The organism is Nocardia sp. NPDC057440, assembly GCF_042802915.1.
In the GTDB taxonomy this organism is placed as follows: Bacteria; Actinomycetota; Actinomycetes; order Mycobacteriales; family Mycobacteriaceae; genus Nocardia.
The window spans coordinates 13,445-32,296 of record NZ_JBHVDF010000005.1; the positions used below are offsets into that span (position 1 = coordinate 13,445).

The window sequence follows — 18,852 nt, forward strand, 5'->3', positions numbered from 1 at the left end:
TCAGCCTCGCAGCAACCCAATCCCCGCTGCGAACTGCACCACATTCCACATTTGAGTGTTAGCTCTATCACACTGGGTTCTCAATCTAGGTAAAGGTATGCCCCGAGCGCAAGACCGTTCCGAGACTTTTTGGTACGTCCGTCCCTCCAAACGTGATAGAGAACCGGGCGGTCGACTCGACACGCAGTTGGCCCTCTTGCGACACGCCGAAACCTGTCTGACGACACGCCCGTACGGCCTCGCGAACCGCGAGATCCGGTCAGAACGCCACCCCGTAGGGTGGGGTCGTGCCGATCACACAAACGCTCGCGAGGCTGGCCGGCAGCTGCGCGCTGGCCGCGGTGCTCATCGCGGGGATGCTGTTCCCCCTCGCAGGCGGCTTCGGGTTCGTGTCCAACCGCGCCGCCGACGCAGTCGACAACGTGTCAGCGGAGTTAGTCGAGGGCACCGTCCCCGCTGTCTCCACCATGGTCGACGCGAACGGAACACCGATCGCCTGGCTCTACGAGCAGCGCCGCTTCGAGGTTCCCAGCGACAAGATCTCCAACAACATGAAATTGGCGATCGTCTCCATCGAGGACCGGCGCTTCGCCGAGCATGCGGGGGTGGACTGGCAGGGCACGATGCGCGCCTTCCTCACCAACACCACCAGCGGCGAGGTCCAGCAGGGCGCGTCCACGCTCGACCAGCAGTATGTGAAGAACTTCCAGCTGCTCGTCGTCGCCAAGACCGACGCCGAGCGCCGCGCCGCCATCGAGACCTCTCCCGCGCGCAAGATTCGCGAGATCCGGATGGCGCTCACCCTGGACTCGGAGCTGACCAAGGACGAGATCCTCACCAGGTATCTGAACCTGGTGCCGTTCGGCAACGCCTCCTACGGCATCCAGGACGCGGCGCATACCTATTTCGGCATCGACGCCGCCGACCTGAACGTGCCGCAGTCGGCGATGCTCGCAGGCATGGTGCAGAGCAGCTCGAAGCTGAACCCCTACACCAATCCCGACGGCGTGACCGCTCGGCGCAACACCGTGCTGGACACGATGATCCAGAACATCCCCAGTCGCGCCGACGAATTCCGCAAGGCCAAAGAAGAACCTCTCGGCGTGCAGCCGGAGCCCATGGGCCTGCCGCGCGGCTGCATCGCCGCCAACGATCGCGGCTTCTTCTGCGACTACGCACTGCAATACCTGGCCAACGCGGGCATCAGCCGCGAGCAGATCGACAAGGGCGGTTACCTGATCAGAACCACCCTCGATCCCGCATTGCAGGACTCGGTGAAGCGTTCGGTGTCCGAGGCCGCCAACCCGAACCTCGACGACATCGCCCAGGTCATGTCGGTGGTCGGGCCCGGCCAGGATTCACATCCGCTGCTGGCGATGGCGAGCAGTCGCACCTACGGCCTGAACCGGGACGCCAACGAAACCGTGCAGCCGCAGCCGTATTCGATGGTCGGTGACGGCGCGGGCTCGATTTTCAAGCTCTTCACCACCGCGGCGGCCATGGAGAAGGGCCTCGGCATCGACGCCCAGCTCGACGTGCCGGGCCGGTTCGAGGCACGAGGCATGGGCAACGGCGGCGCCCGCGGCTGCCCGGCCGCCACCTACTGCGTCGAGAACGCGGGCCGGTACAAGTCGCCGATGTCGGTGACCGAGGCGCTGGCCACCTCGCCGAACACCGCGTTCGTCAAGCTGATCCAGGCCGTCGGCGTCACCCCGACCGTCGACATGGCAGTGCGGCTCGGCATGCGCTCCTACACCGAACCGGGCAGCTCCGGGCACGGCAACCAGAGCCTCGCGGACATGATCAAGGACCAGAATCTCGGCTCCTTCACCCTCGGTCCGGTCGCGATCAACCCGCTGGAACTGTCGAACGTCGCCGCGACGCTCGGCTCCGGCGGCCGGTGGTGCCCCGCCTCACCGATCAAGGAAGTGATCGACCGCTCGGGCAAGGTGGTGCCGCTGACCCAGCAGGCCTGCGAGCAGGTCGTCGAGCCCGGCCTGGCCAACACCCTCGCCAACGCCATGAGCAAGGACGACACCAGCGGCACCGCGGCGGCCGCGGCCCAGTCGACCGGGTGGAAGCTCCCGCTGTCCGCCAAGACGGGAACCACCGAAAGCCATCGGTCCTCGGCCTTCGTCGGCTTCACCAACTCCCTCGCCGCGGCGGCCTACGTCTACGGCGACAGCCCGACACCCGGCGAGATCTGCTCGTTCCCGTTGCACGGCTGCGGCGACGGCAACCTGTTCGGTGGTAACGAACCGGCACGCACCTGGTTCAACGCGATCAAGCCGGTGGTGGGGAACTTCCCGCCGCCGACGCTGCCGCCACTGGACGACAAGTACGTGCGCGGGTCGAACGGCGCGCAGGTCCCGGATGTCGCAAACATGTCACAGGGCGAGGCGACCTCGGCACTGGTGCGGGCGGGATTCCAGGTTTCACCGGTGAACGGTGTCGGATCGCAGCCCAAGGGCACCGTGATGGGGACCGCGCCGAACGGTTCGGCGATTCCCGGCTCGGTGATCACCATCTACATCAGTGACGGCACCGAGCGCGCCGCACCACCGCCACCGGGTCCGCCGCCGGGCGGCCCCGGCCTGCCGCCGCCACCGCGGTTGCCACCGATCCCGATTCCGATCCCGATCCCCGGCTTCCCGAGATAAAAGAACACCGCCGACCCGGACGCAATTGCGCCGGGTCGGCGGTGTTTTCGGAGGGTTGAGGCTACAGGCGTGCTTTGACGGCGGCGGAGAGCCGCGAACCGTCGGCCTTGCCCTTGGCGATCGCGGTCGCGGCCTTCATCACCTGGCCCATCTGACGCATGCCAGGCCGCTCCCCCAGCTGCTCGGCAACCTGCGCGATCGCGGTGTCGGCGACATCCGCGACCTCCGCGTCGGACAGTTGGGTCGGCAGGTACTCGTCGATGATCCGCGCCTCGGCGTGTTCGTTGGCGGCCAGCTCGCCGCGACCCGCCTGGGTGTAGACCTCGGCCGACTCGCTGCGCTTCTTCGCCTCTTTCGCCAGCACGGCAATGACCTCGGCATCGGACAGCTCGCGCGCCTCCGAGCCCGCGACCTCGGCGTTCTGAATGGCAGCCAGCAGCATCCGCAAGGTGGCGAGGCGCAGCTTGTCCTTTGCTTTCATCGCGGCGGTCATGTCCGCACGCAGCTGCGATTTGAGTTCCGACATGTGCCACACGGTAGCCGCTCGCTCGGGTCCGGCCCACTACATTTGCCGTGCGGTCCGGTTTCGGGCCCCGCATCCGGACGCTTGTGCGTAAACACACTCAGCGATCCTCAGCGGGGTCACCTATGCTGGGCAAATGCCCGTAATCTCGACCTCCGCCATCCGACGAACCGCGTTGGGAGCCGCCGGGGCCGCGGTGGCCGGTGTCGGCTACGCCTCGTTGATCGAACGCAACGCCTTCGTGCTGCGCGAGGCGACCATGCCGGTGCTGCAGCCGGGGTCGGCATCCCTACGGGTGCTGCACATCAGCGATCTGCACATGATGCCCGGTCAGAAGCTCAAGCAGCAGTGGCTGCGTGAGCTCGATCGGCTGGAGCCGGACCTGGTCGTCAATACCGGCGACAACCTGTCGCACCAGAAGTCGGTGCCCGCGGTGGTCCAGGCCCTCGGCGGATTGCTTTCCCGCCCTGGCCTTTTCGTTTTCGGCAGCAATGACTACTTCGCGCCGGTGGCCAAGAACCCGATGAAGTACTTCAAGAAGGACCACCGCCGCGTGTACGGCGCGCCGCTGCCGTGGAAGGACCTGCGCGCGGCGTTCACCGAACGTGGCTGGCTCGATCTGACCCACGTGCGCCGCGATGTCGAGGTGGCGGGCATCCGCATCGCCACCGCGGGTGTCGACGATCCGCACCTGCAGCGCGACCGCTACGACACTGTCGCGGGCACCCCCAATCCACTGGCCCAGCTGAGCATCGGCCTGACCCACTCACCCGAGCCGCGGGTGCTGGATCGTTTCGCCGAGGACGGCTACGACCTGGTGATGGCCGGGCACACGCACGGTGGTCAGCTATGCCTGCCCGGATACGGTGCGCTGGTGACCAATTGCGGCATCGATCGCTCCCGGGTGAAGGGCGCGTCGAAGTGGGGCGACCACACCCAGCTGTACGTCTCCGCCGGACTCGGCACCTCGCCGTGGGCTCCGTACCGCTTCTGCTGCCGACCGGAGGCGACCCTGGTGACACTGGTCGCCGCACCACCGAAGCGGCCACTTACCGATAGCGGGCAGGGCGTTTCGGCCTCGGAGGCGATCGCCCGCTAGGGTCGCTTGCCTAGACGTGGATGTCAGGCAGGGGACAGCGGTGAATGGATACGACGACCGGCGCAATGACCCGACGGTTCTGGGACAGCCCGGTGCGGCGCATCAGCAACAGCCGTATGGGCCAGGACAATTCGGCCCCGAAGGGGACGACGGTGGGCAGACGCCACCGAACCAGCATTCGGCTCCCCCGCCCAGCGCGGCGCACCCGGAGCCGACACTCCAATGGCAGCCCGCGGCACCGCAACCCGACCCCACGCTGCAATGGCAGCCCGGCGGACAGCCGCCGCTGAATCAGCAGTGGGGATCCGGCGGCGACCAACCGCCGGACCGGCAGTGGCAACCGGTCCCGGATGGGCCGGCGCCACAGACCCACTGGGCTCCCGGCGGGTCGGCGCACTTCGAACCCACCCTGCTACGACAGCCCGCGCCCGGTGCACAAACACCACAGAGCCAGCAGTTCGGTCCCGGCGCGGGCGAACAGACACCACAGCACCAGCAATGGACTCCCACGCCGAGCGGGTCGACCCAACCTGAACCGACCTATCCGTGGCAGCCCGCACCCGGCGCACAGAACCCGCAGTGGGGATCCGGCGTGGGCGAACAGACGCCGCAGAGCGGGCAATGGGCCCCGAGCGCGACCGGATCGGCCCAACCCGAACCCACTCTGCAATGGCAGCCCGCAGCGCCGCAGCAACCCGACCCCACGCCGCAATGGCAACCGAGCTCCGGAGCGCAAGCGCAGCCGGAGCCCACTCTGCAATGGCAGCCCGCCGCACCGGCGCAACCCGCCCAGTACGGCGAGGTTCCCCTGATCGAGCAGTTCCCCGCGAACCAGTACGGCGCTGCGCCGCCGACCTACGGTGCGCCTGTCCAGCACTTTCCGCCCAGCTACGGTCCGCACGGCCGGTCGAGCAGCGGTCACGGCAAGGCGTGGCTCGCCGCCGCGATGGCGGCGATCGTGGTCGCGGGTGGTGCGGTCGCCGCGGTGGTGGTCGCCGATCGCGGGTCGGACGACACTCGCGCGCAGGAGACGTCACCATCGATGGTGAGTGCGCTGACGCCCACCGCGGGGGCCCAGCCGTCGGCGGCCAAGCCGACCGGCGCCAAGCCTGCCCCGACCGAGACCGGCACTCGCAACGAACCTCCGGTCGTACCCGGCTATCAGGTGGTCGTCGCCCCTGACCGCGGCGCGGCCTATGACGTGCCCGCCGACTGGACCGTCGCCTCCGAGGGCACCATCGGCGGTTTCGGCGAACCGCCGAACGCCATCGTCGGCAAGGGGTACGCCAGCGAAGGCAAGAGCTACTGCCCAGGATCCACCCGGACCGTCTCGTTCCTGACCGGCTCCAAGGATTCCGATTCAGCAAGCGCCGCAACGGAAGTCGGCGCCAAGACAGCGAGCCTGGCCTACCACGACGCACCGGCGACGCCGAGCGCCGGCCAACCGCTCAGCTCGCTCGACGGCAGCCAGAACGGCATGTTCGTCGAGACAAAGGGCACCATTCCCCAGGCCAAACCGGGCTGCGCCACCGAATACTCGGTCTACACCTTCGCGACGCCCACCGAGAACGGTAGCTTCGTCATGGTGATCGCCGCCGACACCGGCGTGCCCAAGGCCGTCGACGTCGCGACAGCCCAGCAGATCTTCTCCAGCGTCCGCGCGCACGAAGGCTGATTGACCTGCCGGTTTAACGTCTAGACCCTCGCTGTTGTAAGCTACCTCAGGTTCAACAACGGGGTGTGGCGCAGCTTGGTAGCGCGCTTCGTTCGGGACGAAGAGGTCGCAGGTTCAAATCCTGTCACCCCGACTCGTTGGTTGAGACGACAGTCAGGCCCCTGACCGCTTCGGCGGTCGGGGGCCTTACTCGTATGCGGGTGCCCCGCTTCTGTGGCGCAGTGCCGACGGCGGAAAACCGTAAACAATCCGTAAACCGGTTCATCCAAGCTGAAGGCACAGAAGAACAGCGGGCCGGCCGGACCCGCTCAACCGAAGGGAAGCACCTCATGCGCAAGCTCAAGCTCCAGGTCCAGATGACCGTCGACGGCTACATGTCCGGCCCGAACGGCGAGATGGACTGGATGACGTTCCCATGGACCGACGACATCGGCGCCTACATCGGCGCGCTCACCGCGCAGGTCGACACCATCGTGCTCGGCCGCAAGCTCGCCGAAGGGTTCATCCCGCACTGGGCCTCCAACCCCGAGAGCGAGCCCCAGGTGGCCATCGATCAGATGAACAACACGCCCAAGGTCGTGATCTCCAACAGCCTCGCCGAGTCACCCTGGGATAACACCGTCGTCGCGGGCGGTGACCTCGCCGAGATCATCAACAAGCTGAAGTCACAGCCGGGTGGCGACATCATCGTCTACGGTGGCGGCACTCTCGTCTCGAACCTGATCGCCGCGAGCCTGATCGACGAGCTGCACCTGTTCGTCAACCCGACCGCGATCGGCGCGGGCCTGCCGGTTTTCGGTAACCCGGGCGCCAACCAGCAGTTCGGCATGGTCGCCGCCACTGCCTTCGAGTGCGGGATCACCGCATTGCACCTGGAGCCGAAGCGCGTCTGACCGCCGCGGGAGGTGTCGCGTGCTGCCCGGCGCGCCGTGTGAGGCACTCAAAGCCTGCGGAACGCATCGGCCTCGAGCAGTCCGGCGGCAAGCAGAATCCGGAATGCCGCAGACTTTCTGGCGCACCGGTCGATATGGCATTGGCGATGGCGCTGGAGTGCCCGGCCCGCTTCGATGACGGTGAACGGCATTTCCGGCGCTTCGTGCAGCCAACCGGCAGACCAGACCTCCCCGATCAGCCGCTCGCGTTCGATCCGCCGGTGTCCATCGCGGACACCGAGGCGGTCTCCGGAGGGGGCCGCAGGCCACCACACCGCCGCGGCGATGACCGCCAGCAGCCCGGACACCAGAGCCAACAGTCCGAAGAGCACGAACCCGTCCACCATTACCTCCACGAGGCTTCTTTTCGTGGCGCCCGGCGCCGGGGGCTGTTGCCACCGGCCGGCGGCTGGAGTCGGTCGGTGTGCCGCTGAGGGTGCGGCGTCGACCCGGCGCCGGGGCTATCCCCTAGCCTTCTGCGCCAATGTGTCCTGCGCTAGCGCATTGGTGTTGCCAGGTGTTGCCTTGTCCTCCCGGTCACACGGTCGCCGCTGTGAACATGTGTCCACCCGGCGTTCGCTCGAAAATCCGATGGCAGGCCGCTCGCACGCCGTGTTAGCGTCGCTTGCTCGTATTCGATCTGGTGCAGGAGGTGAGCAGATGACCGTGCCGAAGACCGCCGTCTCGCACGACGCCCTGACCTCCCTCTCCCAGGTCCCGGTCTGACCGACTCTTCGTCCGGTGTTCGTGCCGCGCGCCATCCGGCTCGCGTGACGGCGGTGCCCGCTTCGACCGGGGCCCGAACCTCCTCACGAATACGGAGAATCCGCCATGCACATTCGTTCCGATTGGATCACCCGCGTCGAGGCCGACGCCGATATCCCCGCGATCCGCGACATCAACCTCGCCGCTTTCGAGACCGCGGAGGAAGCCGACCTCGTCGACGCGTTGCGCCATGACCCGTCGTGGATCAATGGCCTTTCCCTCGTCTCCGGGCCACCGGGCGGCCCGCTCGCCGGGTACGCGCTGCTGACCCGTTGCCACGTCGACGCCACCCCGGCGTTGTGCCTGGCACCGTGCGCCACGCTGCCCGAATACCAGCGGACCGGCGCGGGATCCGCCGCAATCCGCGCCGCACTCGACGCGGCCCGACAGCTCGGCGAGGCCTTCGTGATCGTCCTCGGGCATCCGACGTACTATCCGCGATTCGGCTTCACCCGGGCCCGCGAGCACGGGATCGGGCTGAGCATCGACGTGCCCGATGAGGCGTTGATGGCGCTGACGCTCGATGAGAGGCGGCCGCTGCCACGCGGGACCGTCCGCTACGCCGCACCATTCGGTATCGACTGATCGACGAACGGCGAACCCGAGCCGGTGTAACTCGGGGCGGATCGCATGCGTCGTGCGATCCGCCCCGAGCTCGGTCTCAGGACGTGCGATGTTCCGGCGCGGAATACTCCCACCACCCGGCTCCGCAGGCGAAACACGGCGGTGAGCAGACCCTTACACCTTGCTAACTTGCGGACATCTCGGTGAAACGCGAGGTCCATAGCGTATACACGCATGTCGACAAGGGTGGCCACACTGGCCGATGCGGCCGGGCGGCCGTTACGGGACGTGGTCTATACGGCACTGCGCGGCGAGTTGATGAACGGCGACATCAGGTTCGGCGAGCGGCTGACCGAGCCCAAGCTCGCGGCGCGGTTCGGTATTTCGCGGACGCCGATCCGCGAGGCGCTGACGGTGCTGTGCTCGGATGGGTTGCTGCAGCGGGAAGAGTACGGTTTCACGCCGGTCCGGCCGAGCATTCCGCTGATTCGTGACCTGTACGAGTTACGACTCACATTGGAGCTGGGCGGAATTCAGCGAGCGATCGATAATCCCGCGATCCGCCATGACCACGTGTTACTGGAGGCCGAGCGCGCCGGCTGGCTGGAATTGCGCGCCGACCCGCCGGAACAGGAGCCGGGTTTCGTGGTCCGCGACGAGGAATTCCATGTCACCTTGCTGACCGCGGCGGGCAACGCCGAGCTGGTCCGGTCGTTGAAGGCGGTGAATTCCCGAATCCGGCATGTGCGGATGTACGACTTCATGGTCAACAACCGGATCGAGACCACCATATCCGAGCATCTCGGCATCTTGGATGCCGTTCTGGCAGAAGATCTTTCGCTGGCATATCGCCTGCTGCACACCCACATCGGCGGCTCGCTGGATGTGGTCCTCGATCGGGTGACGCGGGCCATCGCCGCGATGTCCCTCGCAACTGACTAGGGAGTAACGGTGACGCTGGATTTCGATACGGTGCTCGTCGCCAATCGCGGCGAGATCGCGTGCCGGGTGATGCGGACGGCGCGGGCGCTCGGGCTCAAGACGGTCGCGGTCTACTCAGATGCCGACGTGGGCGCATCCCATGTCGAAATCGCTGACATGGCAATACATCTGGGGCCCAGCGCCGCCGCCGACTCGTATCTGCGCGCCGACCGGGTGATCGAGGCCGCCCTGTCGGCGGGCGCGGGCGCTGTGCACCCGGGCTACGGATTCCTTTCGGAGAATGCCGATTTCGCCGCAGACGTAGCAGCCGCGGGCATTGCCTTCGTCGGTCCGACGCCCGAGCAACTGCGCGTCTTCGGTGACAAGCACACCGCACGCGAGGCCGCCAGGTCGGTGGGAGTGCCGCTCATCCCGGGCAGCGGCCTGCTCGATTCGGCCGATCACGCCATTGCCGAGGCCGAGCGGATCGGCTACCCGGTCATGCTCAAGGCGGTCGGTGGCGGCGGCGGCATCGGCATGCAGGCCTGCGGCACCGCCGACGAGGTGCGCGCGGCGTTTCAGCGGGTGCAGCGACTTGCCGCGACGAACTTCTCCTCGACCGGCGTTTTCCTGGAACGCTTCGTCACGCGGGCCAGGCATGTCGAGGTGCAGTTGTTCGGTGATGGAAACGGCCGGGTCGTCAGCCTCGGCACCCGCGACTGCTCGCTGCAGCGGCGCAATCAGAAGGTGATCGAGGAAGCTCCTGCTCCCGGCCTCGGTTCGGACCTGTCGGAGCAATTACTCGCGGCCTCGCGTGAGCTGGCGCGGTCGGTCGGGTATCGCTCGGCGGGCACCGTCGAGTTCGTCTACGACACCGACCGTGACGCGGCGTCGTTCCTGGAGATGAATACCCGTCTGCAGGTGGAGCATCCGGTCACCGAGGCGGTCACCGGCATCGACCTGGTGGAGTGGATGCTGCGCTTGGCCGGTGGTGACAGCTCGATGGTGGACGAGCTGCCAGAGACCGGCCCCGCCATCAAGGGCTGGGCCGTGGAAGCACGGGTCTACGCCGAGGATCCCGGGCACGATTACCGGCCGAGCGCCGGGCTCATCACCGCCGCCACCTTCCCGGCGCAGACCTGGGTAGGCGGCGCGCACAGCGATCCGACATCGACGGCCATCGATGAAGCCACCCGATCACTACGCGAACCGGGCACCAGCACCCGGATCGACACGTGGATCGATACCGGAACCGAGGTCAGCCCTTATTACGACCCGCTGCTGGCCAAGGTGATCGCGGCCGGGCCCACCCGTGCGGCGGCTTTCGCGGAATTGGCCGACGCGCTGGCCGCGACCCGCGTCTACGGGGTGCAGACCAATCTTCCGCAGCTGCGCGCGGCCGGCGCCGATACCCGGGTGCTGAGCGCGGAGCACGTCACGACGACGCTGGCCGACATCCGCCCGCATGGCCGTCGTATCGATGTCCTGCGCGCCGGGACCATGACGACCATCCAGGACTACCCGGGCCGAATCGGCCTGTGGCAGGTGGGAATTCCACCCTCCGGACCGATGGACGACCTGTCGTTCACCCAGGCCAACGCGGCAGTCGGGAACCCGGTGGGCGCGCCCGCGCTGGAATGCACCCTGCAGGGACCGCGACTGCGGTTCGGCGAACCCAGCGTCGTGTGTGTCACCGGCGCACAGGTCGAGATCACCGTCGACGGGCGGCCTGCGGACATGTGGCGGCCGATCTCTGTTGCGGCGGGCTCGATTCTGGATATCGGCGCACCGACCGATACCGGACTGCGCAGCTACCTCGCGGTGCGCGGCGGCATCGATGCGCCGCTCTACCACGGCAGTGCGGCCACCTTCACGCTCGGCGGCTTCGGCGGCGTCACCGGGAAAGCCATTGCCGCAGGCGATGTGCTCGGTGTGCTGCCGCCGCGGACCGATCTCGCCGAACCGCGCGAGGTCCCGATCGCGGAACGACCGGAGTTCACCCACGTCTGGCACCTGGCTGTCGGCGAGGGCCCGCAGACCTCCCCCGCCTATTTCACCGACGCGGACATGGCCCAGTTCTACTCGCATCCGTGGCAGGTCGGCAGCCACGCGAATCGCACGGGCATCCGGCTCGAAGGACCCAAGCCGGCCTGGTCGCGCACCGACGGCGGCGACGCCGGACTGCATCCGTCCAATCTGCACGACAACCCCTACAGCGTCGGCACACTGAATGTCTCGGGCGATACTCCGATCCTGCTCGGCCCGGACGGCCCGAGCCTCGGTGGATTCGCCTGCCCGCTGACGGTGGTCTCCGCGCATCGCTGGAAGCTGGGCCAGTTGCGCCCGGGCGACACCATCCGATTCGTGCCGGTCGGCGACGCGGCGGCCGCCGCGCTTCGGCCGTCGGAATCCGGCTCGAATATCGCACGCTCGCGCGACGCCATCGCGAATCCTCTCGCCGGACTGGATGATCGCGGGATACTCGGTGCGCTCGATGCGGACGTTGATCGACCGCGAGTCGCCTATCTCCGCGGCGGCGATGACAACATCCTGGTCGAATACGGCGACATGGTCCTTGATCTCGGTCTGCGCATGCGGGTGCACGCCCTCGCCGAGGCGCTGGCGGGCTCCGGGCTACCCGGCATCATCGATGTCACGCCGGGCGTCCGTTCGCTGCACATCCACTTCGATCCCGATGCGCTGCCGCAGCATCGGCTGCTCGGCACGCTGATCGACCTCGAACGCGCACTGCCCGCCACCCACGAACTCGTCGTGCCGAGCCGTACGATCCGGCTCCCGCTGTCGTTCGACGATCCGTCCATCGCCGAGGCGATCGACCGCTACCGCAGCGGTGTTCGCGACACCGCGCCCTGGCTGCCCTCGAACACCGAATTCATCCGCCGTATCAACGGACTCGGCAGTGTCGAGGATGTCCGCTCGGCGGTCTTCGACGCGGAATATCTCGTGCTCGGCCTCGGTGATGTGTATCTCGGTGCGCCACTTGCCGTTCCGCTCGACCCGCGGCACCGCCTCGTCACCACCAAATACAATCCGGCGCGCACCTGGACCCCCTCGGACGCGGTCGGCATCGGCGGCAAGTACCTGTGCGTGTACGGCATGGCCTCCCCGGGTGGCTACCAGTTGATCGGCCGGACCGTGCCGATCTGGTCGAGCTACCGGCAGTCCGCGCCATTCGAAGCGGGCACGCCCTGGTTGTTCCGGTTCTTCGACCGCATCGTGTGGGAGCAGGTGAGCCCGGAACAGCTGCTCGAATATCGCGCCGCCGCGCGGGCGGGACGATTCGACGCCGAGGTGAGCGAGGGCACCTTCGCCCTCACCGATCATCTGCGCATGCTCGCCGACAATGCCGACTCCATCGCCGAGTTCGAGACCAGGCAGGCCGTCGCCTTCGAAGCGGAGAAGAATGCCTGGCGGGCCGCAGGCGAGTTCGAACGCGGCTCGACGGTCGAAACCCCGATCGAACCCGCTGCCGACCCGCTGGCCGGACTGCCGCCGAACGCGACGGTGGTGACCGCGCCGATGATCGGCAATGTCTGGCGTGTCGAGATCGAGGTCGGTCAGCGGCTGGCCGCGGGTGCGCCGGTCGCGATCCTCGAAGCCATGAAACTGGAACTGCCGGTGCACAGCCCGGGCCCGGGCACGGTGCTGAAGGTACTGGCGTCCCCCGGCGCCAAAGTGGAACCGGGCACCCCCCTAGCCGTGATCGGAGTCGACTGAATGACCGCAGGCGTCCTAGGCAACATCGCAGCGCAGCCGCAGCGTTCGCCCACCGAGCGGGTCGCCGCCGCCTATCGGCGGATCGCCGAGGTGGATCGACAAGAGGTATGGATCACGCTGCGCGAGGAAGGCGACGTCGCCGCCGACGCGGCCGCCGTCGAACAGCGGCTCGCCGAGGGTGCGGCGCTGCCGCTGGCCGGAATCCTGGTGGCGGTCAAGGACAACATCGATGTGGCCGGGCTGCCGACCACCGCGGCCTGCCCCGAATTCGCCTACCCCGCCACGGTTACCGCGGCCGCCGTGCAGCGGTTGGTCGCGGCGGGCGCGATCGTGCTCGGCAAGACCAACCTGGACCAGTTCGCCACCGGCCTCGTCGGCACCCGCAGCCCGTACGGCGCGGTGCGCAATGCGCACTATCCGGAGCTGATCTCCGGCGGTTCGAGTTCGGGGTCGGCGGTCGCGGTCGCGCTGGGAATCGCGGATATCGGCATCGGCACCGACACCGCGGGGTCCGGCCGGGTGCCCGCGGCACTGCACGGCATTGTCGGCATCAAGGCGACGCTCGGCGTCATCCCGGCCCACGGCGTCATTCCGGCGTGCGCCGACTACGACGCCGTCACGGTCTTCGCCACCGACCTCGATCAGGCCGTCGTCGCCGCGGCCGTGATGGCCGGGCCGGAGGTCCGTGACCCGCGCAGCCGGAGCTGGCCCGCGGACGTCCACCTCGCCGCGCCACAGCAACTGCGCCTTGCCGTTCCGCGCGCCGAGGATCTCGCGGCCCTGAGCGAGCCCTACCGCGATGCCTTCGCCCGAACCGTCGTCGCTGTCACCGATTCCGGAGTCGCCACGCACGAGGTCGATATCTCGGCGCTGCTCGACGCGGCCCGGCTGCTCTACGACGGCGCGATCGTCGCCGAACGCTATGCGGCGGTCGGCGAGTTCCTCGACACCGCGCCCGCGGGCGCGGATCCGACGGTGACGGCCATCATCGATGCCGCACGCGCGACGACCGGTCCCGGATTCGCGGACGATCTCGACACCCTCGCCAGAGTGCGAGCCGCGACCACCGCGCTGCTCGCAGGCTTCCACGGACTGCTGCTGCCGACGACCACCGAGCACCCGAGTATCGCCGCGGTGCAGGCGGACCCGTTGGTCATCAATCGGCGGTTGGGCACCTACACCAACTTCTGCAACCTGCTGGACATGGCGGCGGTGGCGGTCCCCGGGCTGCCCACCGCGGCGGGTTTGCCATTCGGGGTGATGGTGGTCGTCCCCGCCTTCGCCGATCAGGTCGCGATCGATATCGCCGCTCGGATCGTCGGCGCCGACCCGCCCCCCGCGCTGGTCGATGACGGCACTGAACTCGCGGTGTTCGGTGCGCACCTGCGCGGTCAGCCGCTGCATTGGCAGTTGGAGGAGATCGGGGCCAGGTTCGCGGGCGAGATCACGACGACCGCCGCCTACCGGCTCACCGCGCTGGACACCACGCCGCCGAAGCCCGGACTCGTCCGGCACGGCGACGGTCTCGGTGCACCGATCCTCGGGGAGCTGTTCCGGGTCTCGGCGGCAGGCCTCGGTCGCTTCCTGGCCGCGCTGCCCGCGCCGATGGCGCTGACCAGCATCGAATTGTCCGATGGGCGTTCGGTTATCGGTTTCGCCTGCACCTACGACGCCGCCGAGGCGGCGACGGATATCACGTCGTTCGGCGGCTGGAAGGCCTATCTCCAGCACCAGAACTAGACCGGATCCACACCGGCAGCGCCCGACACACCCGCGGGCGCTGCCGGTTGCGGGACCAGTGCGGCAAGGGCGAGAGCGAAGTCGTCACCGGTCGGCAACGCACCGTTCGGATTGCCGAGCCACTGGATCGAAAGACCGTTCAGCAGTGTGTAATACAACCGGCCGACCGCTTCGGCCTGCGCCGGTGTCAGCTCCGGGCACACCGCGCCCAGGGTTGCCGCGATTTCACTGACGGCTTGCGCACCGGCCTTTTCCATGTACCGTTGCCCATCCGACGATCGATGGACCCGGATGATGTTCTCTGCAGACGCGACAATGCCTTCCCTGTTGCGAAGGAAGATCGCGCCGACGCCTGCCCATGTCGCGGCGAACGACTCGGTGAGTGAACGTCCCGCGGCCGCGGTCCGGATCAGGATTTCCAGTTCCTCCTCGATGCCGTCGCCGATCGCTTCGGTGATCGCCTCACTGATCAATTGGTCCTTCGATCCGAAGTGGTACCCGATCGCCGCCAGGCTCACCCCGGCGGAATCCGCGATGTCGCGAGCCGTGGTCGCCGCGAATCCGCGCTGGTAGATGCAGGTGCGCGCCGCTGTGAGCAGGTCTTCTCTGTTTCCCATGCCTTCACTGTACGTACGTCTTACACATTTGCACTAGACAAGCGTGCAAGACTCTGTTAAACATATGTCTAAGACATTCGAGTCAGAGCAAGGGGCCAGAACATGAACGCCAACTCCGCCACCCCCACCGACCAGCCTCGCGTCCTCGTTTCCGGCGGCGGTATCGGCGGCAATGCCGTTGCGCTGCAGCTGCTCCGGGCCGGCATCCGGGCCACCGTGGTCGAGCGCGCCGACGCGCCCCGCCCCGGCGGTCAGGCCGTCGACCTGCGCGGGCCGAGCAACGAGGTCGCGGAGCGGATGGGCCTGATGCCCGGCATCCGGAAAGTCCAGCTCGACGAGCGCGGCATCGTCATGGTGGACAGCGAAGGCAAGGAGCTGCTGCGGATGCCCGCCGAGATGTTCGACGGCAAGGGCGCCGTAGCCGAAATCGAGCTCACCCGCGGCGATCTCAATCAAGTACTGCTCGACGCGCTCGCCGAAGCGGGCGGCGTCGACTACCGCTACGGCGCATGGATCACCGACATCAGCCAGGACGACACCGGCGTCGATGTCACCTTCGCCTCCGGCAGCACCGAACGCTTCGACATCGTGATCGGCGCGGACGGACTGCACTCCGCCACCCGGCGGCTGGTGTTCGGCCAGGAAGAGGAGTTCGCGACCTACCTCGGCGGGTACATGTCCTTCTTCACGCTGCCGACCCCCGCGGGTACCGAAGACAATTGGTTCACGATGAACTCGCTGGTCGGCGCGACCAACGTCGGTCTCCGTCCCGATTACGACCCGACCACCTGCAAGGCGATCATCACCATCCGCACCGACGCCGATCCGGCACTGCGCCGCGATATCCCCGCACAGCAGCAACTGATCCGCGAGCGGCTGGCGGGCGGCGGCACCATCGCGAACACGGTGAGCGACGCCATGGCCGAGGCGGGCGACTTCTACTTCGACGAGCTGGCGCGCATCGACATGCCGGCCTACTCCAAGGGCCGCGTCGTACTGCTCGGCGACGCGGCTTACTGCGGCTCGCCGCTCACCGGTCAGGGCACCGCGATGGCCCTGGTCGGCGCGTACGTACTGGCCGGCGAAATCATCGCGCACGCCGGTGATCCGCAGCAGGCGCTCGCCCGCTACGAAGAGGTGCTGCGGCCGTTCGTCGCCAAGGCGCAGGAGCTGCCGCCGGGCGGACTGAAGGCGATGACCCCGAAGACCCGCTTCGGGATTCGCGCGGGCCACCTGGTCAGCAAGCTGATGACCGCCAAGATCATGAAGCCGCTGATGATGAAGATGCTCAGCGGGACAGACGCTTACGACCTGCCCGACTACTCGGCGCAGACCGTCGGGTAACCGCCCGCCGTAGGAACCGACCATGACCGGCGCCGTCCACCACGGCGCCGGTCATGGTCATTCGATGACGGTCCGCTCGTCGAGCAGGAACGGCAGCAGGAAGTTTCGCAGCATCGCCCGCTCCTCGTCCTCCCCCGCGCCGGGCAACGTCAGCAAAGAAACGACCACCCGCACCACCCACTGCCCGAGCATCCGCGCCGCGGCTCCGGACAATCGCGGACGATAGCCCGCGACGAAGCCGGTGCCGATCGCATCGATCACGTGGGACGAATTCGACAGCTGGGCAACGATTCCGGAGTTGGCAGGCTCGAACCACACCGCGAGGTGCGGCGTCTTGCGCACCTCGGCGAGCACCGCGGCGACACCGTCGAGCAGCTGCTCGACACGGTCGGCGCTCGCATCGTCGGGCCGATCACGCCACACCCGCTCGACCAATTGCCGCGCCTCGCGACCCGCGAAGGCCACATACAGCGCCTGGCGATTGTCGAAGTAGCGGTAGAGCGTCGCCCTGGAACACCCTGCGGCGTCGGCGACTTCGGCCATACCGACCCCGCTGACACCCTTTTCCGAGAACAGTGTGCGCACCGCGTCGAGGATGCGTTCGGACGCCAGTTCCGCCCGGCCGTCGGCCAGCCAGTCACCGTTCATGCCGTGCACCGGAACGGGACCGTGGTCGGCCTGCGCACGTACGGGCCCGGCGCGTACTGGACCGCATCGATGTCGACGACGTAGTCGGGAAAGCGATCCAGCAACTCCGCCAAGGCGACTCGGGCCTGCATCCGCGCCGCCGCCGCGCCGAGACAGTGATGCGGGCCGTGGCCGAAGGTCAGGATCCGCTGCGGATTCCGGTCGACGTCCAATTCCTCGGCGTCGGCGCCGTAGGCTCGATCGTCGCGGTTGGCCGCGCCGTAGACCAGGAGCACCTTGCGTCCCGCCGGCACCGCCGTGCCGTGCAATTCCACCTCTCGGGTCGTCGTCCGGGCCAGTCCCTGCACGGGCGAGGTCAGCCGGGCGAATTCCTCGATCGCGATCTCGATACGGTCCTTGTCGGCCACGAGCGCCGCGCGCTGCTCCGGATGCTGCTGCAGCAATTGCACGGCGCCACCGAGCAATCCGGTTGTCGTGTCATTGCCGCCCGCGACCATCGTCCAGGTGTAGGCGAGGATCTGGACGAGGCCGCGCACATCGTCGTCGTCCGCGGCCATGCCCGCCTGCACCAGCAGCGACACGGTGTCGTCGCCCGGGTCGGTGCGACGCCGTTTGACCAGTTCGGCGAAGTAGCCGAGCATCTCCATCGAAGCCTGCTGCGCCTGGGTGTTGTGCGCGTCGATACTCCCCGCGACCACCGCATCGGTCCACCCGTCGAAGCGCCCGCGATCCTCCGGCGGCACCCCGAGATAGTGCGCGACGACCATGCTCGGCAGCGGCTTGAACAGTTGCTCGACGATGTCGCCCCCGCCCTGCTCGGCCAGCCGATCGAGGCGTTGCCTGACGAAACGGCGCACCACCGGCTCGACGTCGACGACCTGCCGCGGCGTGAACCCGCGCGCGACCAGCCGCCGGAATTCGGTGTGCACCGGCGGATCCTGCATCACCAGCGGCGGATTGTCGGTCAGCCCGATCTGCTCGAGCTCCCCGTACTCCACCGTCAGCCCGTCACTGGAGGAGAACGTCTCCGTATCCCGCACTGCCGCATACACATCCGCGTGCCGAGTGAGCACCCAGTAGTCGTGCTCGGGCCGCGCCTGCGGCACCACATGATGCACCGGATCATGCTCACGCAGCGCGGCATACATCCCCCACGGCGACGTCCACGTCGCACCCGACCGCAGTTCAAACTTCGGAGCATCACGATACTCTTGGAGCAACATGTAGCGACGGTAAGACAGATTCAATATTTTGTCTACAGTGTCCCGGAAGTCTCGAACCTGGTGCTCCGCGTCAGAACGATTCCCATATCCCATCGCCGAGGAGCCGCCGCGCCAGCTCGACGAACGCGTCTGCTGTCGCCGGATCAGCAATGCGCGCGCGATCAGGTGCTGAACCGGACACCGGGGCAAGTAATTCCGTGTCCGCCTGCCGATCAGCCGCGAGTAGGGCCGCAACGCACGAGCAGCCGCTGATCAGGTCCGGCAAACGAACAGCCGGTGACACGGACCGTCCGATGGAAAGGCGGCCGGGCCGGTCACCCCTCGTGAACCGGCCCGACCCATACGTGGGTGGGATCGTCGGCGTGCACCGAATGGTTACCTTCGGCAGTGGCGGTTGCCGGTC

At 67.8% G+C, this 18,852-nt stretch carries 14 protein-coding genes and 1 tRNA gene; 10 read left to right on the forward strand and 5 right to left on the reverse strand.

Going from position 1 to position 18,852, the window contains the following annotated elements; translation table 11 throughout:
- Positions 1-356 precede the first annotated feature (356 nt).
- Entirely contained in the window at positions 357-2,660 is a 2,304-nt protein-coding gene (locus ACFU4Z_RS11595) for a penicillin-binding protein (protein ID WP_379062516.1), read from the forward strand.
- Positions 2,661-2,721: 61 nt separating this feature from the next.
- On the opposite strand, the gene ACFU4Z_RS11600 is transcribed toward ACFU4Z_RS11595, so the two are convergent.
- Complete coding sequence (locus ACFU4Z_RS11600) at positions 2,722-3,186, reverse strand: GatB/YqeY domain-containing protein (RefSeq protein ID WP_379061718.1); 465 nt, start codon at positions 3,184-3,186, stop codon at positions 2,722-2,724.
- A 133-nt stretch (positions 3,187-3,319) separates the two neighbouring features.
- Here ACFU4Z_RS11600 and ACFU4Z_RS11605 point away from each other — a divergent pair, with 133 nt between their 5' ends.
- The 4 genes from ACFU4Z_RS11605 to ACFU4Z_RS11620 all read left to right on the forward strand — a co-directional run bounded on the left by ACFU4Z_RS11605 (position 3,320) and on the right by ACFU4Z_RS11620 (position 6,850).
- Positions 3,320-4,282 carry a metallophosphoesterase gene (locus ACFU4Z_RS11605; protein ID WP_379061721.1) on the forward strand — a complete coding sequence of 321 codons (963 nt, stop codon included), beginning with the start codon at positions 3,320-3,322 and terminating at the stop codon, positions 4,280-4,282.
- 40 nt (positions 4,283-4,322) lie between these two features.
- Entirely contained in the window at positions 4,323-5,957 is a 1,635-nt protein-coding gene (locus ACFU4Z_RS11610) for a hypothetical protein (RefSeq protein ID WP_379061723.1), read from the forward strand.
- A 59-nt stretch (positions 5,958-6,016) separates the two neighbouring features.
- Positions 6,017-6,090 (forward strand) — tRNA-Pro (locus tag ACFU4Z_RS11615).
- 196 nt (positions 6,091-6,286) lie between these two features.
- Complete coding sequence (locus ACFU4Z_RS11620) at positions 6,287-6,850, forward strand: dihydrofolate reductase family protein (RefSeq protein ID WP_379061725.1); 564 nt, start codon at positions 6,287-6,289, stop codon at positions 6,848-6,850.
- A 47-nt stretch (positions 6,851-6,897) separates the two neighbouring features.
- On the opposite strand, the gene ACFU4Z_RS11625 is transcribed toward ACFU4Z_RS11620, so the two are convergent.
- Positions 6,898-7,245, reverse strand: coding sequence for a hypothetical protein (locus tag ACFU4Z_RS11625; RefSeq protein WP_379061728.1), 348 nt, complete (start codon positions 7,243-7,245; stop codon positions 6,898-6,900).
- Between the two features lie 475 nt (positions 7,246-7,720).
- Between ACFU4Z_RS11625 and ACFU4Z_RS11630 the strand changes: the two genes are divergently transcribed.
- From ACFU4Z_RS11630 to atzF, 4 genes are all read left to right on the forward strand, one after another.
- Positions 7,721-8,239: a GNAT family N-acetyltransferase gene (locus ACFU4Z_RS11630; RefSeq protein WP_379061730.1), complete on the forward strand. Its 519-nt coding sequence runs from the start codon at positions 7,721-7,723 to the stop codon at positions 8,237-8,239.
- Positions 8,240-8,452: 213 nt separating this feature from the next.
- Entirely contained in the window at positions 8,453-9,160 is a 708-nt protein-coding gene (locus tag ACFU4Z_RS11635) for a GntR family transcriptional regulator (protein ID WP_379061732.1), read from the forward strand.
- A gap of 9 nt (positions 9,161-9,169) precedes the next feature.
- Complete coding sequence (gene uca / locus ACFU4Z_RS11640) at positions 9,170-12,877, forward strand: urea carboxylase (protein WP_379061734.1); 3,708 nt, start codon at positions 9,170-9,172, stop codon at positions 12,875-12,877.
- On the forward strand, positions 12,878-14,617 hold the full coding sequence (atzF, locus tag ACFU4Z_RS11645; protein ID WP_379061736.1) for an allophanate hydrolase: 1,740 nt from the start codon (positions 12,878-12,880) through the stop codon (positions 14,615-14,617).
- On the opposite strand, the gene ACFU4Z_RS11650 is transcribed toward atzF, so the two are convergent.
- Complete coding sequence (locus ACFU4Z_RS11650) at positions 14,614-15,234, reverse strand: TetR/AcrR family transcriptional regulator (RefSeq protein WP_379061738.1); 621 nt, start codon at positions 15,232-15,234, stop codon at positions 14,614-14,616. The genes atzF and ACFU4Z_RS11650 overlap by 4 nt on opposite strands.
- 102 nt (positions 15,235-15,336) lie before the next feature.
- Between ACFU4Z_RS11650 and ACFU4Z_RS11655 the strand changes: the two genes are divergently transcribed.
- Entirely contained in the window at positions 15,337-16,578 is a 1,242-nt protein-coding gene (locus ACFU4Z_RS11655; RefSeq protein ID WP_379061740.1) for an FAD-dependent monooxygenase, read from the forward strand.
- A gap of 57 nt (positions 16,579-16,635) precedes the next feature.
- On the opposite strand, the gene ACFU4Z_RS11660 is transcribed toward ACFU4Z_RS11655, so the two are convergent.
- Positions 16,636-17,226: a TetR/AcrR family transcriptional regulator gene (locus tag ACFU4Z_RS11660; RefSeq protein ID WP_379061742.1), complete on the reverse strand. Its 591-nt coding sequence runs from the start codon at positions 17,224-17,226 to the stop codon at positions 16,636-16,638.
- Positions 17,223-18,449: a cytochrome P450 gene (locus ACFU4Z_RS11665; protein WP_379061744.1), complete on the reverse strand. Its 1,227-nt coding sequence runs from the start codon at positions 18,447-18,449 to the stop codon at positions 17,223-17,225. Before ACFU4Z_RS11665 ends, ACFU4Z_RS11660 begins: the two co-directional genes overlap by 4 nt.
- Positions 18,450-18,852 lie beyond the last annotated feature (403 nt).

Bases quoted from the DNA above. Each gene is read 5' to 3' on its own strand.
- ACFU4Z_RS11595 (WP_379062516.1), top strand. From the start codon at position 357: ATGCTGTTCCCCCTCGCAGGCGGCTTCGGGTTCGTGTCCAACCGCGCC.
- ACFU4Z_RS11600 (WP_379061718.1), bottom strand. From the start codon at position 3,186: ATGTCGGAACTCAAATCGCAGCTGCGTGCGGACATGACCGCCGCGATG.
- ACFU4Z_RS11605 (WP_379061721.1), top strand. From the start codon at position 3,320: ATGCCCGTAATCTCGACCTCCGCCATCCGACGAACCGCGTTGGGAGCC.
- ACFU4Z_RS11620 (WP_379061725.1), top strand. From the start codon at position 6,287: ATGCGCAAGCTCAAGCTCCAGGTCCAGATGACCGTCGACGGCTACATG.
- ACFU4Z_RS11630 (WP_379061730.1), top strand. From the start codon at position 7,721: ATGCACATTCGTTCCGATTGGATCACCCGCGTCGAGGCCGACGCCGAT.
- ACFU4Z_RS11635 (WP_379061732.1), top strand. From the start codon at position 8,453: ATGTCGACAAGGGTGGCCACACTGGCCGATGCGGCCGGGCGGCCGTTA.
- atzF (WP_379061736.1), top strand. From the start codon at position 12,878: ATGACCGCAGGCGTCCTAGGCAACATCGCAGCGCAGCCGCAGCGTTCG.
- ACFU4Z_RS11650 (WP_379061738.1), bottom strand. From the start codon at position 15,234: ATGGGAAACAGAGAAGACCTGCTCACAGCGGCGCGCACCTGCATCTAC.
- ACFU4Z_RS11655 (WP_379061740.1), top strand. From the start codon at position 15,337: ATGAACGCCAACTCCGCCACCCCCACCGACCAGCCTCGCGTCCTCGTT.
- ACFU4Z_RS11660 (WP_379061742.1), bottom strand. From the start codon at position 17,226: ATGAACGGTGACTGGCTGGCCGACGGCCGGGCGGAACTGGCGTCCGAA.
- ACFU4Z_RS11665 (WP_379061744.1), bottom strand. From the start codon at position 18,449: ATGTTGCTCCAAGAGTATCGTGATGCTCCGAAGTTTGAACTGCGGTCG.